At 69.5% G+C, this 23,242-nt stretch carries 20 protein-coding genes and 1 riboswitch; of the genes, 11 read left to right on the top strand and 9 right to left on the bottom strand.

What is annotated here, in order from left to right; all coding sequences use genetic code 11:
* Positions 1 to 6 precede the first annotated feature (6 nt).
* Genes ACFPJ1_RS04235 through ACFPJ1_RS04220 form a run of 4 tightly spaced genes read left to right on the top strand, consistent with a single transcriptional unit; the run spans position 7 to position 4,896 of the window.
* The gene (locus tag ACFPJ1_RS04235; protein ID WP_380101480.1) at positions 7 to 1,182 is read left to right on the top strand and encodes an NAD(P)/FAD-dependent oxidoreductase; all 1,176 of its coding nucleotides are present in this window, start codon (positions 7 to 9) and stop codon (positions 1,180 to 1,182) included.
* Entirely contained in the window at positions 1,179 to 2,999 is a 1,821-nt protein-coding gene (locus tag ACFPJ1_RS04230) for an FAD-dependent oxidoreductase (RefSeq protein WP_380101479.1), read from the top strand. Before ACFPJ1_RS04235 ends, ACFPJ1_RS04230 begins: the two co-directional genes overlap by 4 nt.
* Complete coding sequence (locus ACFPJ1_RS04225; RefSeq protein WP_380101478.1) at positions 2,996 to 3,898, top strand: dihydrodipicolinate synthase family protein; 903 nt, start codon at positions 2,996 to 2,998, stop codon at positions 3,896 to 3,898. Before ACFPJ1_RS04230 ends, ACFPJ1_RS04225 begins: the two co-directional genes overlap by 4 nt.
* Positions 3,895 to 4,896 (top strand): proline racemase family protein, encoded by a 1,002-nt coding sequence (locus ACFPJ1_RS04220; protein ID WP_380101477.1) that lies wholly within the window; start codon positions 3,895 to 3,897, stop codon positions 4,894 to 4,896. Before ACFPJ1_RS04225 ends, ACFPJ1_RS04220 begins: the two co-directional genes overlap by 4 nt.
* On the opposite strand, the gene ACFPJ1_RS04215 is transcribed toward ACFPJ1_RS04220, so the two are convergent.
* From ACFPJ1_RS04215 to ACFPJ1_RS04200, 4 genes are read right to left on the bottom strand one after another with little or no spacing between them, the layout of a single operon-like run.
* The gene (locus ACFPJ1_RS04215) at positions 4,893 to 5,738 is read right to left on the bottom strand and encodes a 5-oxoprolinase subunit C family protein (RefSeq protein ID WP_380101476.1); all 846 of its coding nucleotides are present in this window, start codon (positions 5,736 to 5,738) and stop codon (positions 4,893 to 4,895) included. The two genes, ACFPJ1_RS04220 and ACFPJ1_RS04215, sit on opposite strands and share 4 nt — an antisense overlap.
* The gene (locus tag ACFPJ1_RS04210) at positions 5,735 to 6,349 is read right to left on the bottom strand and encodes a 5-oxoprolinase subunit B family protein (RefSeq protein WP_380101475.1); all 615 of its coding nucleotides are present in this window, start codon (positions 6,347 to 6,349) and stop codon (positions 5,735 to 5,737) included. The genes ACFPJ1_RS04215 and ACFPJ1_RS04210 overlap by 4 nt, the downstream gene beginning before the upstream one ends.
* Entirely contained in the window at positions 6,349 to 7,110 is a 762-nt protein-coding gene (locus ACFPJ1_RS04205; protein WP_380101474.1) for a LamB/YcsF family protein, read from the bottom strand. Before ACFPJ1_RS04205 ends, ACFPJ1_RS04210 begins: the two co-directional genes overlap by 1 nt.
* Before the next feature lie 25 nt (positions 7,111 to 7,135).
* The gene (locus tag ACFPJ1_RS04200) at positions 7,136 to 7,936 is read right to left on the bottom strand and encodes an NRAMP family divalent metal transporter (protein ID WP_380101473.1); all 801 of its coding nucleotides are present in this window, start codon (positions 7,934 to 7,936) and stop codon (positions 7,136 to 7,138) included.
* Between the two features lie 441 nt (positions 7,937 to 8,377).
* Here ACFPJ1_RS04200 and ACFPJ1_RS04195 point away from each other — a divergent pair, with 441 nt between their 5' ends.
* On the top strand, positions 8,378 to 9,802 hold the full coding sequence (locus ACFPJ1_RS04195; RefSeq protein ID WP_380101472.1) for an aminopeptidase P family protein: 1,425 nt from the start codon (positions 8,378 to 8,380) through the stop codon (positions 9,800 to 9,802).
* A 249-nt stretch (positions 9,803 to 10,051) separates the two neighbouring features.
* Entirely contained in the window at positions 10,052 to 10,288 is a 237-nt protein-coding gene (locus ACFPJ1_RS04190; protein WP_380101471.1) for a hypothetical protein, read from the top strand.
* Between the two features lie 81 nt (positions 10,289 to 10,369).
* On the opposite strand, the gene ACFPJ1_RS04185 is transcribed toward ACFPJ1_RS04190, so the two are convergent.
* Entirely contained in the window at positions 10,370 to 11,878 is a 1,509-nt protein-coding gene (locus tag ACFPJ1_RS04185) for an alpha/beta hydrolase (RefSeq protein WP_380101470.1), read from the bottom strand.
* 121 nt (positions 11,879 to 11,999) lie between these two features.
* Here ACFPJ1_RS04185 and ACFPJ1_RS04180 point away from each other — a divergent pair, with 121 nt between their 5' ends.
* A complete protein-coding gene (locus ACFPJ1_RS04180; protein ID WP_380101469.1) occupies positions 12,000 to 12,362 on the top strand; it encodes a DUF3817 domain-containing protein in 363 nt (120 codons plus the stop codon).
* Here ACFPJ1_RS04180 and ACFPJ1_RS04175 read toward each other — a convergent pair.
* Entirely contained in the window at positions 12,359 to 13,294 is a 936-nt protein-coding gene (locus tag ACFPJ1_RS04175; RefSeq protein ID WP_380101468.1) for a hypothetical protein, read from the bottom strand. The genes ACFPJ1_RS04180 and ACFPJ1_RS04175 overlap by 4 nt on opposite strands.
* Before the next feature lie 139 nt (positions 13,295 to 13,433).
* A riboswitch (glycine riboswitch) is annotated at positions 13,434 to 13,526 on the top strand.
* A 79-nt stretch (positions 13,527 to 13,605) separates the two neighbouring features.
* Here ACFPJ1_RS04175 and ACFPJ1_RS04170 point away from each other — a divergent pair.
* Complete coding sequence (locus ACFPJ1_RS04170) at positions 13,606 to 14,979, top strand: L-serine ammonia-lyase (RefSeq protein ID WP_380101467.1); 1,374 nt, start codon at positions 13,606 to 13,608, stop codon at positions 14,977 to 14,979.
* A gap of 3 nt (positions 14,980 to 14,982) precedes the next feature.
* On the opposite strand, the gene ACFPJ1_RS04165 is transcribed toward ACFPJ1_RS04170, so the two are convergent.
* Positions 14,983 to 15,669, bottom strand: coding sequence for an alpha/beta fold hydrolase (locus ACFPJ1_RS04165; RefSeq protein WP_380101466.1), 687 nt, complete (start codon positions 15,667 to 15,669; stop codon positions 14,983 to 14,985).
* A gap of 176 nt (positions 15,670 to 15,845) precedes the next feature.
* Between ACFPJ1_RS04165 and ACFPJ1_RS04160 the strand changes: the two genes are divergently transcribed.
* A complete protein-coding gene (locus ACFPJ1_RS04160; RefSeq protein ID WP_380101465.1) occupies positions 15,846 to 16,490 on the top strand; it encodes a hypothetical protein in 645 nt (214 codons plus the stop codon).
* A gap of 655 nt (positions 16,491 to 17,145) precedes the next feature.
* Here ACFPJ1_RS04160 and ACFPJ1_RS04155 read toward each other — a convergent pair.
* Positions 17,146 to 17,853: an SDR family NAD(P)-dependent oxidoreductase gene (locus ACFPJ1_RS04155; protein WP_380101464.1), complete on the bottom strand. Its 708-nt coding sequence runs from the start codon at positions 17,851 to 17,853 to the stop codon at positions 17,146 to 17,148.
* Between the two features lie 103 nt (positions 17,854 to 17,956).
* On the opposite strand from ACFPJ1_RS04155, the gene ACFPJ1_RS04150 reads away from it, so the two are divergent.
* Together ACFPJ1_RS04150 and ACFPJ1_RS04145 are read left to right on the top strand one after the other, a co-directional pair.
* A complete protein-coding gene (locus ACFPJ1_RS04150; RefSeq protein WP_380101463.1) occupies positions 17,957 to 18,811 on the top strand; it encodes a helix-turn-helix transcriptional regulator in 855 nt (284 codons plus the stop codon).
* A 249-nt stretch (positions 18,812 to 19,060) separates the two neighbouring features.
* Complete coding sequence (locus ACFPJ1_RS04145; protein WP_380101462.1) at positions 19,061 to 19,783, top strand: hypothetical protein; 723 nt, start codon at positions 19,061 to 19,063, stop codon at positions 19,781 to 19,783.
* A gap of 40 nt (positions 19,784 to 19,823) precedes the next feature.
* Here ACFPJ1_RS04145 and lysX read toward each other — a convergent pair whose 3' ends face one another.
* A complete protein-coding gene (lysX, locus tag ACFPJ1_RS04140) occupies positions 19,824 to 23,180 on the bottom strand; it encodes a bifunctional lysylphosphatidylglycerol synthetase/lysine--tRNA ligase LysX (protein ID WP_380101461.1) in 3,357 nt (1,118 codons plus the stop codon).
* Positions 23,181 to 23,242: the final 62 nt, after the last annotated feature.

Here is a 23,242-nt window from a genome sequence, read left to right as displayed (position 1 = left end):
GTGCGGATGGTCCTGGCGACCGGGTACGACGTTGTCGTCGTGGGGGCGGGGATCGTCGGCGCTGCCTGCGCGGAGGCGCTCTCCGCGGCCGGGGTGCGGGTCCTGGTGGTCGATCGCGGCGGCGTGGCGGGTGGAACCACCGCCGCCGGCGAGGGCAACGTGCTGGTCTCCGACAAGGAGCCAGGCCCGGAGCTCGGCCTCGCGATCGCGTCCCGCCGCGAGTGGCCCGTAGTACTGAGGCGCCTGCCCGAGCGATTTGCCGACGTGGAGTGGGAGCCCAAGGGCGGCCTGGTAGTCGCGACCACCGATCCCGCGCCGCTGGATGCGTTCGCCGAGGTGCAACGGACCGCCGGGGTCGATGCCCGCGTGATCAGCCCCGCCGAGGCTTTCGAGCTCGAACCTCTGCTGACTCGCGCGGTGACGACCGCCGCCTACTACCCCGATGATGCACAGCTCCAGCCGGTACTCGCGGCCACGGCGTTGCTGGCCGCAGTACGGGCGCGTGGGGGTGAGGTACGCGCCGGCGTCAACGCTCTGGCCGTACGCCGGTCCGCCGCCGGGCGGGTGATCGGGCTCGAGACGGATGCGGGGGTCATCTCGTGTGGCGCGGTGCTGAATGCGTGTGGGCCGTGGGCCGGGGCGTTCAGTGAAGCGGCCGGTGGTCCGATCCAGGTGCTGCCGCGGCGCGGGATGATCCTGGTGACGGCACCGCTGCCGCTCTGTGTGCGGCACAAGGTGTACGACGCGGACTACGTCGGGGCGGTCGGTAGTGGCGAGGCGGATCTCCAGACCTCGACCGTGGTGGAGTCCACCCGCGGGGGCACGGTGCTGATCGGGTCGAGCCGGGCGCGGATCGGGTTCGACGACGCTGTGCGCGTGAAGGTACTGCGGGAGCTCGCGCGCAAGGCGGTAGGCCTGTTCCCGTTCCTCGCCGACGTGTCGGTGATGCGGGCCTACGGCGGCTTCCGTCCTTACGCGCCGGACCACCTCCCCGTGATCGGTGCCGATCCACGGATCGAAGGGCTCTGGCACGCGACCGGTCATGAGGGCGCGGGCATCGGCCTGGCGGCGTCCACAGGTCGCCTGATCACCGAACTCTTTCTCGGCCTCACGCCGCACGTTGATCCCAACCCGTTCCGCATCGACCGACCAGCGTTGTTGCCGGCATCGGTGGTCTCATGAGCCCGTACTTGCGTTCAGTTGAAGGCGATCCGTCGCAACCGCGGCCCGGTACTCCGGTTCGCATCCTCGTCGATGGCGAGTCCCTCGAAGCGCGCCCGGGGCAGACGGTCGCCGCCGCGCTGATGGCGAGCGGGCGGGACTCGTGGCGGACCACCCGAGGTGCCGAGCGCCCCCGCGGAGTCTTCTGCGGTATCGGCGCCTGCTTCGACTGCCTGGTCGTCGTCAACGGAACCCCGGACGTCCGCGCCTGCCAACGAACCATCAGTCCCGGAGACACCATCACCACCCAGCAAGGCGCCGTCCTTCCAGCAACCTCCGAAGCAGCCGGTACTGCGACGCCGGCCGGCGCTTCTGCCGAGCGGAAGGCGGCGCGAACCAACCTTGTAGTAGTGGTCGGCGGGGGGCCGGCCGGGATGGCGGCTGCATTGGCGGCGGCAGACGCAGGGGTCCAGGTTCTGCTTGTTGATGCCGGCCGGGCGGTGGGCGGGCAGTTCCATCGGCAGTTGCCCGTGGAGTTCAAAGCGCGCAGGCCGGAGCGGCTGCAGCACGGGTGGGGCGAGTTCTCAAGGCAGCGCGACCGGATCGCCAACCACAGCAGGATCACCCACCTCACCGAGACCTCGGTCTGGGCGATCGAGCGGGACGCACAGTCCCCGGAAGAGGTCGCGCACAAACGGATGACCACCCGGCTGTGGTTGCAGCAAGGTCCAGCGGATGCGGTCGGACGACGCGTCTGGCCCGTCGTCGCGACAGCAGTCGTCCTGGCGACCGGCGCGTACGACCGCGTGCTCCCCTTCCCAGGCTGGGATCTCCCGGGCGTCTACAGCGCCGGAGCCGCACAGGCATTGGCGAAAGGCCAGCGCATCGCAATCGGCAAGCGCGTCCTCGTCGCAGGAACAGGCCCCTTCCTGCTACCGGTCGCCGAGTCCCTCATCGGCGTCGGTGCCGAGGTGGTCGCCCTCCTGGAAGCCAACCGGCCATCGACGGTCCTGAGAGGCTGGCTCACCGACCCATTGGTTGCCCCCAGCAAGCTAACCGAAGCGTTCGGGTACGGCGCGCTCCTCGCCCGCCACCGCATCCCCCTGAAGCACGGAAGAACCGTCATCGCTGCCCACGGCGGGGACCGAGTGGCGTCCGTCACCACCGCCAAGCTCGACCACGACTGGAACCCCATCAGCGGAACCGAACAGCACCTCGAGGTCGACGCCGTCTGCCTGGGCTTCGGCTTCACCGCCCAACTGGAACTGGCGATCTCGGCCCGCTGTCACCTCGGCACCGGACCCGACGGTGGACCAGCAGTCATCGTCGACGAGAACCAGCAGACCAGCACGCCAGGAGTGTTCGCCGCAGGCGAGCTCGCCGGCATCGGCGGCGCCGCACTCGCCGCAGCAGAAGGCGAAGTGGCCGGCACCGCAGCAGCCCTCTTACTACAAGCAACCACCCGACCGCCGAACAACAGGGCAGTCATCAAGGCGAGACGCTTCGCCGCGGCTCTGGCGAAGGCGTACCCGGTCAAACCCGGCTGGCAGACCTGGAGCAACGACAGCACCCTCGTCTGCCGCTGCGAGGAAGTCAGCCGAGCCGACCTGCAAGAAGCGGTCAGCCAACGGCAAGCCACAGGCAGAAGCCTCAAGCTGACCTGCCGGGTCGGCCTCGGCCTCTGCCAGGGACGCGTCTGCGCCCGCACCGTGGCAGACCTCGCCACGCACGACAACGCAGTACCAGCAAGAGAGACAAGCAGCGATTTCAAGAGGCCGGTGGGGCAGCCCGTGCGGCTCGGAGACCTAGCAACAGCAGAGATTCAGGAGGACTTGTGAGCGAGAAACTGGATGGCGTGATCGTCGCCACCGCCCTGCCGTACGCCGAGGACGCCGCCGCGCCGGCCGGGTTGCGGCCCGACTTCGACCGGTACGCCGAGCACTGCCGCTGGTTGATCGACAGCGGCTGCCGGGGTGTCGGCCCGAACGGGTCGCTGGGGGAGTACTCGTCCCTCACCGACGAGGAGCGCCGCAAGGTCGCGCAGACCGCGATCGAGGCGGTCGGCGACGACGGGATCGTCGTGGTCGGCGTACACGGCGCCGGTGCGCACCAGGCCCGCTCGTGGGCCGAGAAGGCGGCGGAGGACGGCGCGGACGGCGTACTGTGCCTGCCGCCGACCATGTACCGCGCGAACCGTGGCGAGGTGATCCACCACTACACCGAGGTCGCCAAGGCCGGGCTGCCGGTGATGGTCTACAACAACCCGCACGACACCAAGGTCGACCTGACTCCGGACATCCTCGCGGAACTGGCGGAGATCGAGAACATCGTCGCGGTGAAGGAGTTCTCCGGCGATGTCCGGCGCATCCTCGAGATCCGCGAGTCCGCGCCGAACCTCACGGTGGTCGCGGGTGCCGACGACCTCACCCTGGAAGCCCTGCTGATGGGTGCGACGGGCTGGTTCGCGGGATTCCCCAACGTCTTCCCGGCCGAGTCCGTCAGCCTCTTCAACCTGGCGCTCGAAGGTAACCTGCAGGAGGCAAGGGCGCTCTACGAGCCGCTGGTCGCGGCGTTCCGGTGGGACTCGCGGGTCGAGTTCGTCCAGGCGATCAAGTATGGCATGGACTACGTCGGCCGGTACGGCGGCCCTTGCCGCCCGCCGCGTGGACCGCTCGTGCCGGAGCACCTCGCCCAACTGGAGCAGGACATGAAGAAGGCAGTGGAGTCGTTGACATGAGGTCGATCCGCACCCTGAGCGCCATCGATTCGCACACCGAGGGGATGCCGACTCGCGTCATCACCGGCGGCGTCGGCGTCATCCCCGGTACGACGATGGCCGAGCGGCGCGAGTACTTCCTCGAGCACGACGACGACCTCAGGCTGTTCCTGATGAACGAGCCGCGCGGGCACTCGGCGATGAGCGGCGCGATCCTCCAGCCGCCGACCCGGCCGGACGCCGACTGGGGCGTGCTCTACATCGAGGTCTCCGGGTGCCTGCCGATGTGCGGCCACGGCACGATCGGCGTCGCCACCGTGCTGGTCGAGTCCGGCATGGTCGAGGTGACCGAGCCGCTCACCCGGGTGCGGCTGGACACCCCGGCCGGTCTGGTCGTCGCGGAGGTTGCCGTGAGCAACGGCCGCGCCGAGCACGTGACGATCCAGAACGTGCCCGCGTACTCGCACGCCCTGGACGCGACGGTGAAGGTCGACGGCCTCGGCGAGCTCACTTACGACCTGGCCTACGGCGGCAACTACTACGCGATTCTGCCGCTGGAGCAGCTCGGCATCCCGTTCGACCGGTCGGAGAAGGACCGCATTCTCCAGGCCGGGCTGGACATCATGGACGCGATCAACGCCACCGACCGCCCGGTGCATCCGCTCGATCCGAGCATCCATTCCTGCAAACATGTGCAGTTCACCGCGCCGGGCCGGGACGGCAGCCACTCGCGCAACGCGATGGCGATCCACCCTGGCTGGTTCGACCGGTCGCCCTGTGGCACCGGCACGTGCGCGCGGATGGCCCAGTTGCACGCCCGCGGTGAACTCGGGCTGAACGAGGACTTCGTCAACGAGTCCTTCATCGGTACCCGCTTCACCGGCCGGCTGCTCTCGGAGACCACCGTCGGCGACCACCCGGGCGTCGTACCGACCGTCACCGGCAGGGCCTGGATCACCGGCATGGGTCAGTACCTGCTCGACCCAGACGACCCCTTCCCGACCGGATTCGTCCTCTAGAACGACACGGTGAAGCGCAAGGACTGACCGGGGCGGAGTTGGGCGCAGGCGTCCAGGTCCGCCCCGGCGACGTAGGCGATCACGGGATAGCCGCCCGTCACTGGATGATCGGCGAGGAACAGCACCGGCAGTCCCGACGGCGGGATCTGCAGTGCGCCGAGTTCCATCCCCTCGCTGGGGAGTTCACTTTCACGGGCACGCTCCAGCGGTTCACCCTCGAGCCGTACGCCGATCCGGTTGCTGTTGCTGCTCACGGTGTAGGTCTGCCTGGTCAGGGACGCCCACCCCGCTTCGGTGAACCAGTCCCGCCGAGGACCGGGCAGCACCCGCGCGACGACCTCGCCAGCGGACGGGTCCGCCACCGGTGCGAGGTCGACACCAGGCATCCGCCCATGATCCTTGCCGGCCGTCAGGACGTCCCCGGCCTCGAGGACCGCGGGCCCGAGCCCGGACAACAAGTCGGTCGACCGGGAGCCGAGCACGACCTCGGCATCAACCCCGCCCCGGATCGCGACGTACGTCCGCAGCCCGCTGCGCGGCACACCAAGGCGCAGGGTCTCACCGGCCCGCAAGGTGGCAGGCGCGTTGAGCGGGACGCCAGGACAAGGAGCCCCGGTGACCGCGAACACCAGATCCGCCTGGGCTTCCAGCACCAATCCGCCGAAGGTGACCTCCAACGCGGCGGCTCCCGGACTGTTGCCGACCAGCCGGTTCGCGAGTTCGTACGACGCTCGGTCGCACGCGCCCGACCGCCCGATGCCAAGAGCTGCCTGACCACTCCGCCCGGCGTCCTGGACAGTGGTCAACGGCCCGGTCTCCAGTACTGCGAAATGCGCCGTCATCGCGTGCTCACGTCGATGAAGCGGACGCGTCGCCCGGGTTGCAACAGCGCGGCCGGGTCACGGGTCTGGTCGAACACGGCGACCTCTGTCCGCCCGAGCAGTTGCCACCCGCCGGGGGACTCGCGGGGGTAGACGCCACTGAACTCACCGGCCAGCGCCACCGATCCGGCCGGCACCTTCGTCCGGGGTGACTTGCGCCGCGACACATCCCACCGCGACTGCCCGGTGAGATACCCGAACCCCGGGGCGAACCCGCAGAACGCCACGGTCCACTCGTCCGCCGTGTGCCGCCGGATCACCTCGACCACGTCGCACCCGAGCAGTCCGGCGACATCGGCCAGGTCCTCCCCGTCGTAGACGACCGGGATCTCGACCAGGTCGCCGCCGGCCCGGCTGTCCTTGCGCGCCACCGTGTCGCGCAAGAACCGCTCGAGCGTGGCCAGGTCGGTCCGGGCCGGGTCAGTCACCACCATCACCGTCCGGGCCGCCGGGACGATGTCGACGACACCGTCCGGCGGCTCGGCCAGCAGTGCCGCGTAGTAGCCGAGCACCTCGTCGAGGTCGTCGAGCTCCACCAGCAGCGCGCTGCTGCCGCAGGGCAGCAGTCGCATCAGGCCGCGAACGGGGTCAGCACGACACCCGCGTCCCAGAGGCTCTGCCGCACCCGCTGCGCGATCTGGACCGCGCCCGGGGTGTCGCCGTGCACGCAGATCGACTCGGGCTGCAGCTTCAGCTTGCCGCCGTCGATGTCCGTGATCGGCGCGCCGGTGGCCATCGCCACGCAGCGACGCGCGATCGCGGGACCGTCGTGCAGTACCGCGCCAGGCAGCCGGCGCGAGACCAGCGTGCCGTCCGGCGTGTACGCGCGGTCGGCGAAGGCCTCGTGCACGACGGTCAGCCCGGCCTCCTCGGCCAGCCGGAGCCAGACCGCGCCCGGCAGGCCGAGCACCGGCAGGCTGCGGTCGTAGTCCGAGATCGCCTCGACCACGGCCGCGGCCTGCTCCTCGTGGTGCCCGATGGTGTTGTAGAGCGCGCCGTGCGGCTTGACGTACCGGACCTCGGACCCGGCGATCCGGGCGAAGGCGTCCAGCGTGGCGAGCTGGGAGATCACCTCGTCGCGCAGTACGGCCGGCTCGATGTCGATGAACCGGCGGCCGAAGCCCGGCTTGTCGGCGTACCCGACGTGCGCGCCGATCGCGACGTCGCGATCGGCGGCCCGCCGGCAGACCGCCCGCATGATGGAGGGGTCGCCGGCGTGGGCGCCACAGGCGATGTTCGCGCTGGTGACGACGTCGAGCAGGGCGTTGTCGTCCCCCATCGCCCAGCTGCCGAAGCCCTCGCCGAGATCGGCGTTCAGATCGATGGTGTTCATCAGGTCCTCCTCCAGGCGTCCTTGGTCAGCTGAACAGCTCGATGACGGGGCGGACGGAGCGCACCGCCAGGTAGATGGTGAGCAGCCAGGCCGCACCGCCGATGCGGAGCAGCCAGGCCGGGTACTCGTACCCGTTGAACAGATCCTTGCGCCGCCATGCCACCCAGAGAAGCACACCGATGCCTACCGGCAGCAACAGGCCGTTGAAGGCGCCGGCGAAGACCAGCAGGGTGGTCGGAGCGGTCCCGACGGACAGGTAGATGATCGTGGTGACGACGATGAAGCCGACCACCAGAGCGGTTCGGAGCCGGTCGCTCGTCTTCGTCCGCGAGGTGATGAACGAGACCGTCGTGTACGACGCGCCGATCACGCTGGTGATCGCGGCGGCCCAGAGCACGATCCCGAAGACGCGCAGGCCGACCTCGCCCGCGGCCTGCTCGAACGCGGAGGCGGCCGGGCTCGCCGGGTCCAGCTTCGCGCCGCCGGCCACCACGCCGAGGATCGCCAGGAACAGCACGATCCGCATCACGCCGGTGATCAGGATGCCGGTGACCGAGCCCCGGGTGATGTCCCTGACGTGCCCGGGCCCGCTGATGCCGGAGTCGAGCAGCCGGTGCGCACCGGCGTACACGATGTAGCCGCCGATGGTGCCGCCGATCAGGGTGGTGATGGCCAGGAAGCTGACCTGCTCGGGCAGCACCACGTTCTTCAGCGCCTGGCCGACCGGTGGGCCGGAGGTGATCGCGATGTAGGTGGTCAGCGCGATCATCAGGGCGCCAAGCACGAAGACGACCCGGTCCATCGCCAGCCCGGCCCGCTTCGACACGTCGCCGCAAGCCCTGCACGAGCCCTACATCGCCCGCAACCGATCCCTCCTCGAACTCCTCGAACAAGTCCGGTACGCAGAGGCCGCGGACCAGCTCCACCAATACATGCTCGACTCCGAAGCCGGCCTCCTCGCAGCCTTCCGCGCTCGGGGCTGACCTAGTCGGGAGAAGCCGATGAACCCCGCCACGCCTGCCGGGGCTCGCCGCCTCTACCGAGACGGGCTGGTCGCGCCGACCACCGGCCACGCGCCGGGATCACCCAGGCCAACCTGGTGATGCGCTGGCGGCGACCGCGGTACAGGTGACTGCGCGGATGCCGCAGGTGCACGGGGCGCCGGTGCACGTCGGTTCGCCGGAGGCTTCGCCTCCGCCTTGCGATGCGCCCACCTGGACACCAGTATCACTAGAGGGAACCAGCACACGGAGCACTAGGGGAGCAGATGAGTGAAGACCGGACCGAGGAACAGCGGAAGTCGTACCGGCCGATTGATGCGGTCGGGTTCCGGGAGTCGATCGCGCGAGGCTGGGGGCCGGTGGATCGGTCGGTCCAGGTGCCCGCGGGGTTGGCCGAGGCGGCCGCCGAGCACCGGCGGAAGCTGAGCGCCGCGCTGCCGGGACGCCGGATCGCGGTGGCGGCCGGCCGGTCGCCCGTGCGGTCGAACGACACCGACTACCTCTTCCGGGCCGACAGCGACTTCGTCTGGCTGACCGGCTGCCAGGCCGAGGGATCGGTGCTGGTGATCTCCGCTGCCGGCGACGCGACGCTGTACCTGCGCGAGACGGCAGGCCCGACCGAGGTCGACTTCTTCGCGAACGCCCGCGACGGCGAGCTGTGGATCGGACCGGTGCCGGGCCTGAAGGACTGGTCCGACGCGTTGCAACTGCCGTGCCGCCCGATCGAGGAACTTCCGGCCGCGGTCCGTGGTGCGGTGCCGTGGATGATGACCACCCACGGCGTGGAACCGCTGCTCGACGCATTGGTCGATGGTCGGCCGTCGGACAGCCAGGAATTGCGGCAGACGCTCGCCGAGCTGCGCCGGCTCAAGGACGACTGGGAGCTCGACCAGTTGCGCGAGGCGGTCGCCGCCAGCGTGCTCGCTTTCGCCGACGTCGCCCGGGAGCTCCCCGAGGCCGTCCGCGGCGGCGGCGAACGCTGGCTGCAGGGCACCTTCGACCGCCGCGCCCGTACTGCGGGCAACGGTCCGGGGTACGCGTCGATCGTTGCTTCAGGCAACCACGCGCCGGTGCTGCACTGGGTCCGGAACGACGGCGCCGTCCGCGAGGGCGACGTGATCCTGCTGGACGCCGGCGTGGAGACCCGCACGCTGTACACGGCCGACGTGACCCGGACCTTCCCGGTGACGGGGGAGTTCACCCCGGCCCAGCGCCAGGTGTACGACCTGGTGCACACGGCACAGCTCGCCGCCCTGGAGGCGGTCCGCCCGGGTGCGCCGTACCGGGCCTTCCAGTACGAGGCGATGCGGGTACTGGTGGAGGGGCTGCGCGACTGGGGTGTGATCGACGTGTCCCTCGACGAGGCGCTCGGCGCGGACGGGCAGCAGCACCGCCGGTACGTCGTCTGCGGTCTCGGGCACTACATCGGGCTCGACGTGCACGACTGCGACTCGGCCCGCCCCGAGACGTACTTCGCCGCCGACCTGGAGCCGGGTATGGCCCTGGCCGTCGAACCGGGCCTCTACTTCCACCCGAACGACGAGACCATCCCGCCGGAGCTTCGCGGTATCGGCATCCGGATCGAGGACAACGTGGTCGTCCACTCCGACCGCCTGGAGATCCTCACCGAGGCCCTCCCGATCACCCCCGACGGCCTGGAGCAGTGGGTCCGTTCGAACCTCCCGGAGTGACCGGGCGACTGCGGACCGGGTGTTCTCGCGGAGCGTGACGGAAGGCACCGAGCGTAGTGAAGCGCTGACTTAAAAAAATGTCGTCACAACCAGTAACGCCGGGCGGGTCCGCCACGATGTAGCGAGCGGGGGAGGGTCAATCTCGGCTCGGCGCGTGGCAGTGGGGGGCCGCGACCACGCGCCGGCCGAGCTGGCCCCGACTGGGACCCGGGGGGGATCCCAGGGATCTGTATACGGGGGGAAAGTCCGATGAACCTGCGAGTGCGGGTAGTTCACTGTGCCTGCGGTGGTGACCACCATTGGTACGCCGACATCGACGACACGGACGACGTGCAGCCCGACGATCCTTACTGGTTCGCCGACCGCTGCTCGTCGCAGTCCGCGGCGCTCGAAATGGCCTGTGCCGAACTCCTCGACCTGTCAGCCCGCGCGTATGGGGGCGCCGCGCTGACCAGGGTCCAGGAAGCCGACCTGGTCCACGTCTGAACCGCAAGTGAGGTCCGGGCGGACCGAGACCCCCTCTCCCTGCTGGCGAGGGGGTCCCGGTTCTTTTGCCGTGCCCGGAGGTCAGGCCGGCGGGATCGCGGGGCAGGAGTCGCCGCGAGCGGGCAGCCGGAGCGAGACCAGATAGCTATCCACGGCGCCTTCCACGCAAGGGCTGGTCGTGTAGCTGCCGTGTCCCCAGCCTTCGTAGGTGAGCAGGACGCCCTGACGGCCGAGCTGCCGCGCGACGTTTGTCGCCCAGTTGTAGCCCGCGGCCGGATCGTGGATCGAGTTGATCAGCAACAACGGCGTCTGCAGGCCGCGGATCTTCAGCCGGTGCTGCGGGTTGTCCACCTGGGTCGGTGAGCCGAGGCAACTGGCGATCGCGAGCAGCGCACCGGGGTACTTCATCTCGGGGTGGTCCCTGGCCAACCGCTTCAGCTGAGCGGAGTACTGCGAATAGCTGTTCACCGGCAGGCTCCAGTCCTGGCAGAACACGGCGAACGTGTTCGACTGCAGCCCGGTGGGTGCCGGCGGTGTCACGACCACCGGCGGCTTGCTCTCGTCGAGCTGCTTCAGTAGCCCGGCGAGCACGGGCCATTGCGGGTCGTAGAGCTGGCGGAAGGCCAAGTAGCTCAGCATGAACGGCGGCAGGGTCGTGTTCGGCTCCTTCGGGTTCGGCAGCTTGCCGCGGTCGGCGCGAGCCAGCAGGCTCGCCCACAGAGCAGGGATGTCCCGCCCGTGCAGGACGCAGGCGGTGTTGGCGTCACACCACTTCACGAACTCGTCGAAGGAGTCCTGGGCGGTCGACGTCTGGGTGTCGAGGAACGCGCTGGTGCCCAGGCTGTGGTCGACCACGCTCTCCAGCACGATCGCCCGGACCCGGCTGGGATACGTCTCGGCGTACAGCTCGCCGAGCAGCGTGCCGTAGGAGCTGCCGTGGAACGTCAGCTTCGATTCGCCGAGAGCCGCCCGGATCGCGTCCAGGTCGTGCACGGTCTGCAGGCTGTCGATGTGGTCGTACACCGGTCCGGTGTTGGCCCTGCAGTCCTTGGAGAGCTTCCGGTTGTATCGCAGCGTCTGGTCGAACTCCGCCTGCGACCGGATGATCGGCGACGGCTGCTGAGCCAGCAGGGCGGCAGAGCACTTCACCGGGTTGCTGCGGGCGATCCCGCGCGGGTCGAAGCTGAGGATGTCGAACCGGTCCTGCAGGTTCGCGCTGAACCTGCTCATTCCGGTCCGGATCCGCTCCACCCCGGAGTCGCCCGGCCCACCCGGTCCGAACACCAGCGAGCCCGCCCGGTGGCTCGGATCCTTCGCGGGCCGGCGGGCGAGTGCCAGTCCGAAGGTCGGGCCGTGCGGACGGTTCCAGTCGACCGGGACCTGCAGGGTGGTGCATTGCGAGCCCTTGAGGAGTTCCTTGTCCTCCTCGGTATCGCCTGCCTCCGGCAGACAGTCCGACCACCGCAAGCCTTGTGCTGTTGTCTCCGGTACTGCGGTCGCGGTGGCGGGCGCCGGAGCGAAGGTGACGCCGGCCAGGGCGGTCGCCAGCACCGCACCCCCTGCGACGGCCCTTCGAAGTCTGAGATTCACAGGTCTTCCTTCTCGTTGGGGAACGACCCGATCCTCGGCAATCGCATTCCGGCGCACATCGGGATTGACCCCGGACCGATCCCTCGGCTCGCTTGGGGGACTTGTTAGGGTCACAGACCTGATGACTGAGACGACTCCCGCCACGAGCCCCGCCACCAGCCCCATCGATGCGACCGACGTCGGCACCGGATCGAAGTACGCCAGGTGGTTCCGGGTGGTGGCGATCGCCGAGGCGGTCTCGTGGACCGGGCTGCTGATCGGCATGCTGTTCAAGTACGTGCTGTCGGACAACGAAGTCGGCGTGAAGATCTTCGGGCCGATCCACGGCACGATCTTCATCGCCTACGTGATCACGGTCGCCGTCGTCCGCAAGCCGCTGCGCTGGACCTGGCTGACCACGCTGCTCGCCCTGGCCGCGAGCATCCCGCCCCTGTTCACCTGGTTCTTCGAACTCTGGGCCGAGCGCACCGGCCGCCTCCGCTAGCGACTGCCGCACCTCCTGCAGGGCTTGCGAGTCCGCAGGTAGTAGCCGTAGGTGGCGACTGCCAGGCCCACGCCCCAGACGAGGTACGCCGGCACTGCCACCCAGAAGAAGCTCTGCGGTAGGTCGATGCCGTCGAACGCCACCTTGCCCTGCAGGGTCTCCGCGATCATCTGCAGCAGGCCGACACCGAAGTACGCCGTGATGCCCGCGCCGAGGCCGGCGCCCGGTAGCAGCAACATCCACCGCGGGAACACCTTGCCGAGCCGGTAGACGAGCAGTAGCGGCAGCGCGATCCCGGCGAGCAGGAAGCCGCCTTCGAAGAGCAGCATCGAGAGACTGGCGGCATACGGCGTTGTGTCGAAGCCGACGACAGCCTGGGCCGCCAAGCGGAGCACGCAGCCCCCGGCCGCGAACCAGGCTGCTGCCACTGCCCACCTCGGTGTTGAGGTCAGTGCCTGCCTGCGGCCGCTGCACCCGAAGCAGGTCGGATCCAGTTGACGTTGCCGAGCCAGAGCCGTCCCGGCCAGCAGCGCTGCGCCCGCGAGTGCACCGAACCGACTGAGCATCCCCGCCAGGTCCCAGGGGATCCCCAGCCCCGGCAGCATCCCGCCGACGACGTCCAGGAGAGCCATGGCGGACACGGCGACCCACCCAGCGGCCGCCGCCCACAGCAGCCCGATCACCGGCCGGTACTGCGGCCAGGTGGTCGCCGCGACCACCAGAGCCGCACTGACCAGGCAGGCCGCCACCGACTGCCAGTCGGGGATCAGCAGATCGCCACCCGGGAACTTCCACTCCGGCGCGTGCCCGGTGGCGAACCAGACCCGCACGAGGCCGTAGGCGGTTGCCCAGCCGAGGGCCAGCCGGGGGACCCAGCTCATCCACGCCGGAGGCCCCCGCACCACGTCCGGAGTACGCGCGGTCGTTGTCATGACCTCAGCCTCGCCTCTGGGCGCCGGGGCCGGATCCATCGCGAGAGGGAACCACCTCCATCGCTGGATTGACTGGCGTGGCGACAGCGCCGTACCGTCCAGGCGTCCGACAACTGCCGACAACTACACAGCAGCCGCATGAACCCGTGCGGGAGAGACCCGGGCTCGAACCGGGCGCCGTAGGAGCAACTCTCCCCAAGAATCTCTCAGGCACCTTCACCGCACGGGCGAGGCACCTCTGGAGGACAGCAGTCCGACAGATAGGGGAGGCAAACCAATCGGTCAATGACGACCGGAAGGAACCTCCGCACATGGCGATCAGTGTTTTCGATCTGTTCAGCATCGGGATCGGCCCGTCGAGCTCCCACACCGTGGGACCGATGCGAGCCGCCCGGACCTTCGCTCTCGGCCTGGCCGACGACGACCTGCTGGACCGTACGACGGCCGTCGAGTCCCAGTTGTTCGGCTCGCTCGGCGCGACCGGTCACGGGCACGGCAGCAACAAGGCGGTCATCCTCGGCCTCGAGGGGGAGGACCCCGAGACGATCGACACCCGCTCGGTCGACAGCCGGGTCGCCGCGATCCTTGCGGCCGGCAAGCTGCGGCTCGCCGGGCGGCACGAGATCGCCTTCGATGAGAAGACCCAGCTCGTCATGCACCGGCGCAAGGCGCTGCCGTACCACCCGAACGGGATGACGTTCGTCGCCCGTGCGGCCGACGGCTCCTGTCTGCGCGAGCGGACGTACTACTCGGTCGGCGGCGGGTTCGTGGTCGACGAGAACGCCGCGGCGGGGGACCGGATCGTGCAGGACCGCACGCCGCTCAAGTACCCGTTCCTGTCCGGCGCCGAGTTGCTCGACCGCTGCCGCGAGTCGCAGCTGCCGATCAGCGAGGTGATGCTCGCGAACGAGCTGGCCTGGCGGACCGAGCCGGAGATCAGGGCCGGCCTGCTGCACATCTGGCAGGTGATGCAGGACTGCGTCGACGAGGGCTGCGAGACCGAGGGCACCCTTCCGGGCGGCCTGAAGGTGCCGCGCCGGGCGCACGCGCTGCACCAGAAGCTGTGTAGCGACAAGTGGTCGGTGGATCCGCTGAAGGTGATGGACTGGGTCAACTTGTTCGCGCTCGCGGTGAACGAGCAGAACGCCTCCGGCGGCCGGATCGTCACCGCGCCGACGAACGGTGCCGCGGGCATCATTCCCGCGGTGCTGCACTACTACCGCCGGTTCGTCCCCGGCGCGACCGAGGACGGCGTCGTCCGGTTCCTGCTCGCGGCCGCGGCGATCGGCGTTCTCTACAAGGAGAACGCATCGATCTCCGGTGCCGAGGTCGGCTGCCAGGGCGAGGTCGGCTCGGCCTGCTCGATGGCCGCGGCCGGTCTGTGCGAGGTGCTCGGGGGGACTCCCGAGCAGGTCGAGAACGCCGCCGAGATCGCGATGGAGCACAACCTCGGACTGACCTGCGACCCGGTCGGCGGGCTGGTTCAGATCCCGTGCATCGAGCGCAACGCGATGGCGTCGGTGAAGGCGATCAACGCGGCCCGGATGGCGATGCACGGCGACGGCGTACACGTGGTCACCCTGGACAAGGTGATCAAGACGATGCGCGAGACCGGCGCCGACATGAAGGTCAAGTACAAGGAGACCTCCCGCGGCGGCCTCGCCGTCAACGTCATCGAGTGCTGACGATCAGCGGGTAGTCGCTGCCACCGCTGCCGGGTCTTCGACGTGCGCGTTGTGGCCGAGGTCAGGCAGGGTGACGACCCGATCGTGCAGCGCTACGAGTTCGGCGTCGGTGTTCATCCGGTCTAGCTCACCGCGCGCCAGCACCACGTCCGCCGGGCTCTCGGTGATCAACCTCGCCATCTCGGGAGCGCCCACGCCGAAGGCCCGCGGATCCAGGGCCAGCCGCCACTTCTCACCTTCACGCACCAGGCCGTGGTCCACCGCGGCACTGGCCGGATCGACGAGTCCCTGGAGCCCCGAGACCTTGAGGTACCGCGCGGCCGCCTCGTCCCGGGTCTCGAACCAGGCCACCGGCTTCGCCGCCAGCGCGGCCGCCCGCGCCAGGTCCTCCTCGGACCACGCGACCTTGACGCCGAGCGCGACCACCCGATCCACCTGTACGTCGTACCGACCGCTGGCGAGTTCGAGCGCGATCACCCCGCCGAGGGAGTGCCCCAGCACCGTGAGCCCACGCCGTACCGGCAGGCTCTCGGCGACGGCCGCCGCCATCGACCCGAAGCTGTACTCCGGCAGTGGTGCGGCCGAGCCGTGACCCGGCAGGTCCGGGGCGAACCACTGGTCAGGTGAGGGCCAGCCGTCCCAGACCCGGGCGGTGGCGCCGAGTCCGTGCAGCAGGAGTCCGCTAGTCATGGGAGCAGGTTGGCACAGGATCGTGCGGTCTGCCGTCCACCAGCGAGCCGATGCTGACTCTCTGTGCGGGGTCGGTCGCAGTCAGGTCACGTTGCTGGCTGATATCGCGTCGTGATGGTGAAAACAGTTCCAAGGACTGTTTGAATCGGCTGGTCAACCGCTACTCTCCCGGACTTGTGAAGCCGTTCTCTGAGGAAGAACAGGCAGAACGACGCAGGTTCCGGCGCAAGCGTGAGGGGCTTCGCCGGATCGCCGTTCTCGTCGCCGCCCCTGCGGGCGTCTATGCCGTCCTGGTGTCCGTCAGCCTGCTGGGTGGGCCGCGCCTCGGCGCGCCCCTGATCCCGCTGCCGGGCGCCGGTGGTGTGGACGCGACCAGCCCGATCGCGGGCCCCCAGCCGAGTCGTCTGCCCGCCAAGAACTTCCCGCCCATCCCGCCCGAGGTCTCGAACCCATCCGTCCCGCCGGCCGCCCCACCGACGGTCGCCCCGTCGACCGGCTCGGCCGACGACCGCTCGACCACTGGCCGGTCGGCGGATGACCCGTCGACCAGCGGCCGATGGAACGAACGCTCCGTCGCCGACTCGCGGGGCCGGGCCCCCGGCTCGGTCGACCGGCCCGCGGAGCCCCAGGTTCCCGGCAGTTCGACGACCAACCCCGCCGAACACCCCGACCCCTCCGTCCCGCCGGCTACCAAGACCCCGCCGCCCCCGCCACCGACGACCGACCCGCCGCCACCCCCGGACACCCCGAGCAACCCGGACGAGCCCGACCAGCCGTCCCTGGCTGACGCCCTACTCGGCCTGCTCGACAAGATCCTCTAGGTGTGCTCGGCCAAACGTTGGTGACACATGAGGCCGGAGCAGTAGCTGGTTCAGGGTCTGTCAGTCGGGCCACAGGGCTATGCGGGCATCGGGTCGCGGCGTCGGCGCAGGGGCTGGGTGATCCGGCGGACGGCCACCACTCAGCAACCTTGCCGATAGGTGACGGGCCCGGCGCCGTCAGGCGGCGCGCCAGAGGGTCGGGAGTGGTGGTGAGTGCTGGCGGTCCGGGCCACCCCAGCACTCACCCGCGCATCCAGGTGTCTGCTCGGCCGAGCGCCTATGGCGGTCCGAACACATCCGGGGATCTCGGACACCATCCGGGGATCTCGGACACCATTCGGGGATCTCGGACAACAAGCGGGGACCTCGAGAGCCTGTTGCAAAATGGATTTGGACCACTCTGTCCACACCAACACGCCGTGACTTTCTTCGCCGATGTGGCCTTCCCGCCCGACGGCCACCCTGATTTCAGGGCAGATCAGCACTCGGTCCCCACCGAGCTCGAGCGGTCGGTCATTGTGCAACAGGCTCTCGGACAAGAAATACCGTGTCCGAGGTGGTCCCGTCTTGGTGTCCCCACCCCCACAACCAGCGCCGCCACTGCTCGGCCGAGAGGTCACCAACGTCCTGGCCGGCAACATCTAGTGCGCCCGAGTTACCAGGGGACGACGCCGATCAGGCTGAGGTACCGGCCGGTGGGTCCTTCGGACGTGATGGTTGAGAGACGGACGATGATCTCGGCGCCTTGTTCGATGGTCTGGGGCCCGGTGTGGGCGTTGAGATCGGTGGCGGTGTAGCCGGGGTCGACCGCGTTGATGCGCAGGTGCGGGAACTGGTGCGCGTACTGCGCGGTGATCATGTTCAGCGCGGCCTTGGATGCGGCGTAGGCGGGCGCCGAGATCCAGCCCGGCACGGTTGCCTCACGGGCCTGCGGGTCGGTGGCGGCGGTGACCGAGCCGAGGCCGCTGCTGACGTTGACGATCACGCCGATACTACTTGCCTCTAGCAACGGCAGGAACGCGTGCAGGACCCGCACGGGTCCGAACACGTTGGTGTCGAAGACCGCCTGGTAGTCGTCCCCGGTCAGCTCCGTCGCGGACGCGGCCGGGCCGGCGATACCGGCGTTGTTGACGAGTACGTCGAGCCCGCCTGCTTCGTCAGCGATCAGCTTCGCCGCTGCCTCCACCGACTCGTCGTTCGTGACATCGAGCTGGACTGCTCGGCCGCCCAGCTCGTCAGCCGCCTGACGGCCGCGTTCGAGGTCGCGGGCGCCGAGGTAGACGGTGTGGCCGGCGGCGATCAGTTGGCGAGCGGTCTCGTAGCCGAGGCCCTTGTTGGCTCCGGTGATCAGTGTTGTGGTCATGTCCTCCAGGCTGCTTGCTGCTCGCGGAGACAGATAGAGCACCGCATGTCCTATGGACTGGCAGTACCAGGCTCGTTTAGGTAGCGGCGGACATACTGGCGAGGTGGGAGAACTCGGAAGGACGCTGCACGCCTGGCGGGATCGGGTGACGCCGGTCGAGGCCGGCCTGCCCAAGGGAGACAGGCGGCGAGCCCCCGGGCTCCGGCGCGAGGAGTTGGCGCAAGTGGCCGGTCTCTCGGTCGACTACGTGATCCGGCTCGAACAAGGAAGGTCCTCCGCGCCATCGGTCCAGGTGCTCACCGCACTGGCCCGGGCGCTCCGGCTGAATGATGCCGAGCGCAACCATCTGTTCGTGCTCGCAGGTCAGGTCGAGCCGGCGCCCGGCCGCATCTCGGCGTACATCCCGCCTGGTGTGCAGCGGCTGGTCGACCAGCTGGAAGGTGCGCCGCTCAGCGTGTGCGACGCGGCATGGACGATGATCAGCTGGAATCCCCTCTGGGCAGCGCTCATCGGCGATCCGTCGGAGCTGCGGGGTCGGCACCGCAACATCATCTGGCGGCACTTCTCCGCGCTTGCCCAAGACGGCGCGGTCGGCGGGTTCGGCCGGGTCGTCCAGACGCCCGAGCAGGCGGAGCACTTCATGGACGCGATGGTGACCGACCTGCGTGCCGCCACCGCGCGCTATCCGAAGGATCCCGATCTGCGAGCCCTGATCGACGAGCTCCGTGGTGGCAGTGAGCTGTTCGCGCGGCTGTGGGAAGAACCGGTCATCGCCTTCCACGGGTCCGAGCGCAAGACGGTAAACCACCCGGAGCTGGGCGCGATCGCGCTCGACTGCGACGTGCTCACCGTCCCGGGCAGCGACCTGCGCATCGTCGTCTACACCGCGGCCCCCGGCTCCGACGCGGCCGAGAAACTCCGCCTCCTGTCGGTCGTCGGCCTGCAATCGATGGCGTAATTCCGGCGCTCGCGAGTATCGAGTCCGGACAATTCCGGAAATGCGGGGCAGGCGGTGGCTGACGGCAACAATCGCGGCTGTGATGACGCACGGCGACCGGCCGATCGCCTTGTGGTGATGGTGTTCCTCGCGTGGATGCAGGATTTCCCGCGCTGGACGGCTGATATCGGGTGGTGCGGTTAATTAGTGTCTTCTCCTCCCGCTGGAAATGGCGTAATCTGCCGAACCTGGGGCTGCAGGGGGGAAATCATGAACGCATTCTTTGGCAAGCCGGCCGTCGGTCCGGCCGGCCGGCGCGGTCGTGCACGGCGCCGGGCGGCGGCGCTGGTGATCGCACCGACATCCGCGTACCTGTTGTTGATGACGAGCAGTCTGCTGGGCGGGCCGACCTTCAACAGTCCGCTGCTGCCTTACGCGGCCGGGCAGGCGCCCACCGAGCCTCAGGCGGGTCTACTGCCTGTCGGTCCGGGCGGCGACACCTCGGTGCGGATGGAGGGGATGCCGCCGACGCCAGGTGGCGCTGACGAGTCGACGGCCGTCGGCCCGGGCGACCCGGCGCTGGATGTCAAACTGCCTGACGTCGTCGTGCCTGCCGGTACAGCGAACCGGGGTGCGCCGACGGTCGGACAGCAACAGGCAGGGTCGACCGGGTCCGCGTCGGCAGGGAAGACCCAGCCCAAGGCTGGAACGCAGACCTCGCCGACCAAGCGGACGACCACCTCGAAGTCCGGCACCACCACGGCGTCGAAGCCGGCCACCGAACCGACCTCGCCGACGACCTCGCAGCCGACCCAACCTGCCGACCCGCCGCCTGCCGACCCGCCCCCGGCAGCAGATCCGCCGGCGGACGAGCCGAGTGAACCGACCAATCCGCCCCCGGGGCCGCTGCAGCCGGTGGTCGAGATCCTGACACCGGTGGTCGATCCAGTGGTCGACCTGCTCGAAGGCGTCGGCGGTCTGCTCGGCCCGTAGCCGCGGTTCCCGACTCGGCGGTCAACGTTTCCGACAGAGTTCAGAGGCGGGGAGCGGGCCGGACGAACGGGAAGGCGAGGGTGGCGCGGATGTTCTGGCCGGTGAGCATCATCATCACCCGGTCGACGCCGATGCCGAGTCCACCGGTCGGTGGCATCGCGTACTCGAGCGCGCTGAGGAAGTCCTCGTCCAGCGACATCGCCTCGGGGTCACCCGCGGCCGCCTTCAGCGACTGCTCGGTCAACCGCCGCCGCTGCTCCACCGGATCCACCAGTTCGGAGTACGCCGTACCGATCTCTGCGCCGAAGGCGACCAGGTCCCACCGCTCGGCCAGCCGCGGGTCGTTGCGATGCGTTCGGGTGAGCGGCGACGTCTCGACCGGGAAGTCGGTGTAGAAGGTCGGCAGGGTGGTTGTCGGCTCGACCAGTTCGTCGTACAGCTCGAGCACCAGTTCTCCTGCGGACAGGTCGAATCCGGCGTGTACGCCGTGCTCCGCGCAGAGCTCCCGCAGCCGCTCGGGCGACGTCCCGGAGTCCACCTGTACGCCGGTCGCCCGGCTCACCGCGTCGTGCACAGTGACGACCGGCCAGTCGCCGGAGATGTCGATCTCGCCGTCCGGCCGCTGCACGACGGGCTTCCCGAACACCGCGGTGGCCGCCTCGATCAGCAGTTCCCGGGTCAGCTCGAGCATCGTCACGTAGTCGGCGTACGGCTGGTAGGCCTCGACCGAGGTGAACTCGGGGTTGTGGGTCGCGTCGGCGCCCTCGTTGCGGAAGTTCCGGTTGAGCTCGAACACCTTGCCGAGTCCGCCGACGCTGAGCCGTTTCAGGAACAGCTCGGGCGCGATCCGCAGGAACAGGTCGGTGTCGTAGGCGTTGATGTGGGTGACGAACGGCCGCGCGTTCGCCCCGCCGTGTACGGCCTGCAGCATCGGCGTCTCCACCTCGATGAACCCACGACTCTCGAACCCGTTGCGCAGGGCCCGTACTGCGGTACTGCGGTACTGCATCATCTGCAGGGAGTCTGGGTTCATCACCAGGTCGAGGTGGCGCTGGCGCACCCGGGCCTCGGGATCGCTGAAGCCTTTTCGCTTGTCCGGCAAGGGATGCAGGCACTTCGCCGCCATCAGCCAGCCGGTCGCCGCGAGCGACAACTCACCCCGACGACTGGTGACCACCTCGCCCGTGACGCTGACATGGTCGCCGATGTCGACGAGCCTGCGCCAATGCTCCAGCGAGGTGGCGCCACAGGTATCGGCGGTGAGCATCACCTGGAGGTTCGCGAGGCCGTCCTGCAGCTCGGCGAAGGCCAGCCCGCCGTGGTTCCGCATCCGGGTGACACGGCCTGTGACCGATGCCTGGTGACCGGTGTGATGGTCGGCGGGCAGGTTCTGGTGCACCGCCCGGATCCGTTCCAGGGTTTCCGTCCTCGGCACCGAGACCGGGTAGGGTTCGATGCCAGCGGCAACCAGTCCGGCGAGCTTGCCGCGCCGGATCCGCTCCTGCTCGGTGAGCCGGCGATCCGGCAGCGCGGGCCGCAGGAGCTCCTCTTCCTGCTTCCGGACCGCGAGGGCGAACTGGCCGCCGTCGGCCGCCATGATCGCGTGCCGCTCGGCAGTCTCCGCCGTGTCGACCCGCGTCCACGGCCGGGGTGCGGGCAGGAATCCCTCAGCCGTGCCGGCCGCGAGCAACACCTGGGCAAGGGAAGCGCCGCGCGAGTAGCAGATCAGCCGGGGCGACCAGCGCGGCAGATACTTCTCGTTCGACTGGTAGAGACTCTCCAGCTGCCAGAACCGGGAGGCGGCGGTGAGCAGGGCGTTGGTGATCCGCAGTACCGGCCCGGCTCCGACCCGCTCGGCATCGCTGAAGATCTCCCGGAACATGGCGAAGTTCAGCGAGATGTGGTGCACGCCGAGATCACCGCAGGCGTCCACCAGCGCGTTGACCATGAACTCCATCAGACCGTTCACGGACTCCGGATCGCGCCGCATCAGGTCGAGCGACACCCCGCGCACACCCCAGGGCACGAACGACAGCAGACCCCGTACTGCGCCGTCGGCGTCCCGGGCGATCACCATCACGCACCGGGCGTCGGACGCATCGCCGAGCCGGCCGAGGGCCATCGAGAAGCCGCGCTCGGTCTGAGCGCCCCGCCAGTGCTCCGCGAGTTCGACGTACTCGGCGAGGGTCGCGGGGGACAGGTCGCCGTGCCGGACCACCTCGGCGTGGTATCCGGACCGCTGGGCCCGGGTGACCGCCTGCCGGACGGGCCGCATGGTCCGGCCCTCGAGGGTGAAGTCAGCGACGTCGATGATCGCCTCGTCGCCCATCGCGAGCGCGCGCAGCCCTGCGTCGACGTACGCGTGGGCGGCCTCCTCGCTGGCCGACAGCACCGCGGGGGACCAGCCGTACGTCCGGGCCTCGGCGAGCCAGCGGTTGATGGCGCCGGGCCAGGCGGCCGGATCGCCGAGCGGGTCGCCACTGGCCAGGCTGACCCCGTTGACCACCCGGTACGCGATCGCGGCCTCGTTGTCCGGGGAGAAGACCACGGCCTTGTCGCGCCGGGTGGCGAAGTACCCGAGCGAGTCGCGTTCGCCGTACTGGAGCAGCAGGCGGCGGAGGCGCAGTTCCTCGGGCTGGCTCAGGTAGCGGACCCGGCGGACCGAGCGGAGGAAGATGGCGAAGGCGATCACCAGGGAGGCCGCCGAGATCGCGCCGACGGTCAGGCCGACCCAGCCGTGCCCTTCGTGACCGGCGCCGATCCTGGTCCGGCTCTGGCCGAGCGCGGCCATCACCGCCCAGCCGATCTTCTCCTTCTGGCCGCTCAGGGTGTTCGGGAAGATCTGGGTCAGGGTGACGCTGACCGCGATCGAGACCATCAGCCCGGCGACCAGGGCGGCGATCGCTTGCCGCCGGCTACCGGGCGCGACCCGGGCCGGGAAGGCACCGCGGATCTTCCACAGCAGCACGATCAGCGCGGAGACCACGACCAGCTGGGCGATGCCGAGCTCCAGGTCCTGGATTCTGGCCGGGCCGCCGAACTCCTCCAGCAGCGCGGCGTCGTCCGGATTGGCCAGCCGGACGCTGGTGAACGCGACCGCGGCGATCTGGGTGACCAGCCAGAGCACCTCGAAGACCCACAGCACCCAGAGCAGCGCCGCTCGCTTCCCGCGCAGCAACGCACTGCCGATGACGGCCAGGTAGACCGCGGAGAAGAACGTGTGACCGGCCGGGATCCCGAAGAACTCGAAGGCCAGGTCGACCTTGCGCACGTACGCCGGTGCGAACAGGTGCAGCGGGATCGCGAGGAAGGACCAGACCGAGGCGGCCACGACCACGCGGCCGACCCAGACAGCAGCCCGGTGCTGCCAGTTCGGCACGTCCTGTGGCGATGACACCGTGCGATCATCCCACCTGGCCGCTTGGCGGCCTCTGCGACGCTGGCCCTCATGGCAGCCAT

Source organism: Kribbella qitaiheensis (assembly GCF_042657745.1).
GTDB lineage: Bacteria > Actinomycetota > Actinomycetes > Propionibacteriales > Kribbellaceae > Kribbella > Kribbella qitaiheensis.
Note: the sequence above shows the minus strand (reverse complement) of the source record. Positions and strands in the feature narration are given on the sequence as shown.